The organism is Deltaproteobacteria bacterium (assembly GCA_026712905.1).
GTDB lineage: Bacteria > Desulfobacterota > Binatia > UBA9968 > JAJDTQ01 > JAJDTQ01.
Genome location: JAPOPM010000167.1, coordinates 1 through 2,979, shown reverse-complemented (window position 1 = coordinate 2,979; position 2,979 = coordinate 1). Strand labels below are relative to the sequence as shown.

General features: G+C 64.5%; 5 protein-coding genes. 1 reads left to right on the top strand and 4 read right to left on the bottom strand.

What is annotated here, in order from left to right; genetic code table 11:
* Positions 1-616 (top strand): TRAP transporter large permease subunit (locus OXF11_14025; GenBank protein ID MCY4488215.1); only part of this gene is annotated, 616 nt, incomplete at its 5' end.
* 51 nt (positions 617-667) lie between these two features.
* Here OXF11_14025 and OXF11_14020 read toward each other — a convergent pair.
* The 4 genes from OXF11_14020 to OXF11_14005 form a co-directional block, all read right to left on the bottom strand.
* Entirely contained in the window at positions 668-1,069 is a 402-nt protein-coding gene (locus OXF11_14020; GenBank protein ID MCY4488214.1) for a hypothetical protein, read from the bottom strand.
* Positions 1,066-1,833: an ATP-binding cassette domain-containing protein gene (locus OXF11_14015; GenBank protein MCY4488213.1), complete on the bottom strand. Its 768-nt coding sequence runs from the start codon at positions 1,831-1,833 to the stop codon at positions 1,066-1,068. Before OXF11_14015 ends, OXF11_14020 begins: the two co-directional genes overlap by 4 nt.
* A complete protein-coding gene (locus tag OXF11_14010) occupies positions 1,830-2,669 on the bottom strand; it encodes an ABC transporter permease (protein ID MCY4488212.1) in 840 nt (279 codons plus the stop codon). The genes OXF11_14015 and OXF11_14010 overlap by 4 nt, the downstream gene beginning before the upstream one ends.
* A 33-nt stretch (positions 2,670-2,702) precedes the next feature.
* Positions 2,703-2,979, bottom strand: a 277-nt coding sequence (locus OXF11_14005; GenBank protein ID MCY4488211.1) for a hypothetical protein, incomplete at its 5' end; no start/stop codon positions are given.

Below are 2,979 nucleotides of genomic sequence, written 5' to 3'. Positions count from 1 at the left end.
CGCCATCGTCATGGGCGCCATCTACCTGGGCATCGCCACGCCCACCGAGGCGGGCGCCTTCGGCGCCTTCGGCGCTTTCATGATCATGATCTTCAAGGGCAGTTTCACGCGCGAGAGGTTGCGGAACACGGTTCTCGACACCGCCACCTCCACCACGATGCTGTTCACCATCATCATCGGCGCCTACATCTTCAGCCGGTTCCTGGCCATCACCAACGTTGGCCCGGAGTTGGCGGACTATCTGGTGAGCTCGGGCCTGTCGCGTTACGTGGTCTTGGCCGGTTTCCTTTTGCTCTACGTATTTCTGGGCATGTTCATGGACCCGGCCGCCATGATGGCCATCACCCTGCCCATCGTCTTCCCCATCGTTATCGAGATGGGCTTCAGCGGCATCTGGTTCGGCGTGCTGGTGATCAAGACCTCCGAGATCGGCCTCATCACTCCGCCGGTGGGAATGAACGTCTACACCGTGAATGCCGCCGCCCATGGCATGGTGCGGCTGGAGGACATCTTCAAGGGGATCCTGCCGTTCTTCCTGATGGACGTCATGACCCTCATCATCCTGGTGACCTTCCCGCAGATCTCCCTGTGGCTGCCGAGCCAGATGCTGGGGTAGGACCCTACGCTGCGGTGGGAATCCGGTCAGGGGGCGACCGCGGGTCGCCCCCTACACACCGTTTGTTTCACTCCGCTCCCGCTTCCGTCGCCCGAGCAACAGGGCGACGCCCCACGCCGGCAGGCTCAACACCAGGACGGCAACGAGGATCGCCAACGGCCCCAGCAGCCCCGCGAACAGCGCCGCGAGCGTCGTGACGGCGCCCAGGCCGATGCCCAGGCTCCAGGCGGTGCGGCGGTAGTCCAGGCGCCAGAGCCGCCGGCAGGCCAGGGCCAGGGGCAGGCCGCAGGGGGCCACGGGGATGAGGCCCTGGAGCATCATGACGCCGGCCATGAGGACGAACTCCGGAGTCCAGGCGCCGCTCTCGCCCGGAAAGAACCGGACCACTCCCTGGAGCAGCAACCCCGCCGGAAGCCAGCCCAGGGCGAGGATCCAGAACCCGTAGCGTTTCACCCGACGACTTCGTTGGTCTCGATGATGTCGAGGACCCGGTCCTCGAACTCGGCCATTTCGGCGCGGCCGGCGTTGGTGGGGGTTTCCATGTCGGCGAGGACCCGGCCGGGCTTGCCGAGGATCACCAGGCGGGAGCCGATCTCCAGGGCCTCATGGATGTTGTGGGTGATGAGGAGGCAGGTCTTCCGGCTCTCGGTCACGAGTTCCAGGAACACCTCGCGCAGGCGCCGGGCGGTGGACTGGTCCAGGTGGCCGAAGGCCTCGTCGGCGAAGAAGATCTCGGGCGTGAGGCAGAAGGCTCGGGCCATGCCCACGCGCTGGCGCATGCCGCCGGACAGTTCATGGGGGTAGGCGTCCTCGAAGCCCTGCAGCTCCAGCTTGTGCAGCCATTCCAGGGCGATGTCGTTCTGTTCCTTTTCGCTGTATTCGAGGATTTCGAGCCCGACTCGTGCGTTCTCCAGCGCCGTGCGCCAGGGCAGCAGGCGGTCCGTCTGGAAGATGACTCCCAGTTTCGAGCGGAACCAGTCGAACTCCTTGAAAGGGTCGTGGCCCAGGAGTTTTATGGAGCCGGAGGTGGGCTGTTCCAGGCCCAGCAGCAGGTTGAAGGTCGTGGACTTGCCGCAGCCGGTCTTGCCGACGATGGCGATGACGTCACCGCTCCCCACCTCCAGGTCGAGCGCTTCCACCGCGGTGAAACGGTCGCCGTCCACGGATGTGAAGACCATCTGCACATCCTGCATTTCAACGACGGGTTCGGCGCTCACGTGGCCATCCCTCCCTGCTTCGCCGGACGCCAGCGCAGCAGCTTGTGCTCCAGAAAGAGAATGACGAACTGGGTGATGAGCAGGAACGTCACCAGCACCAGCGTCCAGGCAATGGCCTTGGGCATCTCGAAGAGTTCCTGCGCCAGCAGCAGCTTGTTGCCCACGCCGCGGGTGGCGCCCACCAACTCGGCGACGATGACCACGCGCGCGGCGAGCCCGAGGTTGACCTTCCACGAAGTCAGCACGGCCGGGATCATGCCCGGCAGGATCAGCTTGGCGAAGAGCTGTTTCCGCGTCGGGCGCATGGCCCGCAGCATGTCCAGGTACTCCTTCGAGATGCTCTTGATGCCGTCGTGGATGATCAGCGCGAAGTTGGGCAGGGAGCCGGCCAGCAGGATGAAGGCGATGCGCGTCTCCACGTGGCTGAACCATATGATGGCGAAGACCACCCACGAGAGCGCCGGGATGCCCATGATGAAGTGGAGCACCGGCAGGGTGTACTTCTCCACCGATTCCGTAAAGCCCATGAACACGCCCAGGATCGTGCCGCTGATAAAGGCCAGGATGAGCCCGAGGAAGATCCTCCCCATGGTGGTGAGCACGTCTCCCAACAAGGTGAGGCTCGCGACGATCTCGATGAACGAAGCGAAGATGACGCCCAGGCCGGGAACCAGGTAGGGAGCCACGAAGAAGGACGCGATCTGCCATGTCACCAGGATCACGCCGAAGGAGATGATGGGTTCCTTGCGGGCGGCCATGAGGCCCAGGATGCGTGTATGCCACGCCTCCCGGGCCCGAGCCGGCGACAACTCGGTGCGGGTTGCCTCGGATTCCATGTCAGCGGATGAGTTGCGCGCGCGGGCGCTTCGCTAACGGACCTTGCCCCGGTAGATGATGCCGTCGTCCGGCATCTGCTTCATGTAGCCGCTTTCGATACCGGCCTGGAAGAGCGCCTTGATGTTCTTTTCGATCTCGGCCGCGGGTACCACGTCCAGCGGATACCGGGCGGTGGCCAGTGCCATCAGGAACGCCTCCTTGGGAACGCCGGCCGCCTTCTCGATGATCGTGGCGGCTTCGTCATGGTGCGTCGGCAGCCACTTGGCCAACTCCTCGAAGGCCGCGTAGATCTTCGGGATCAGCGCCTTG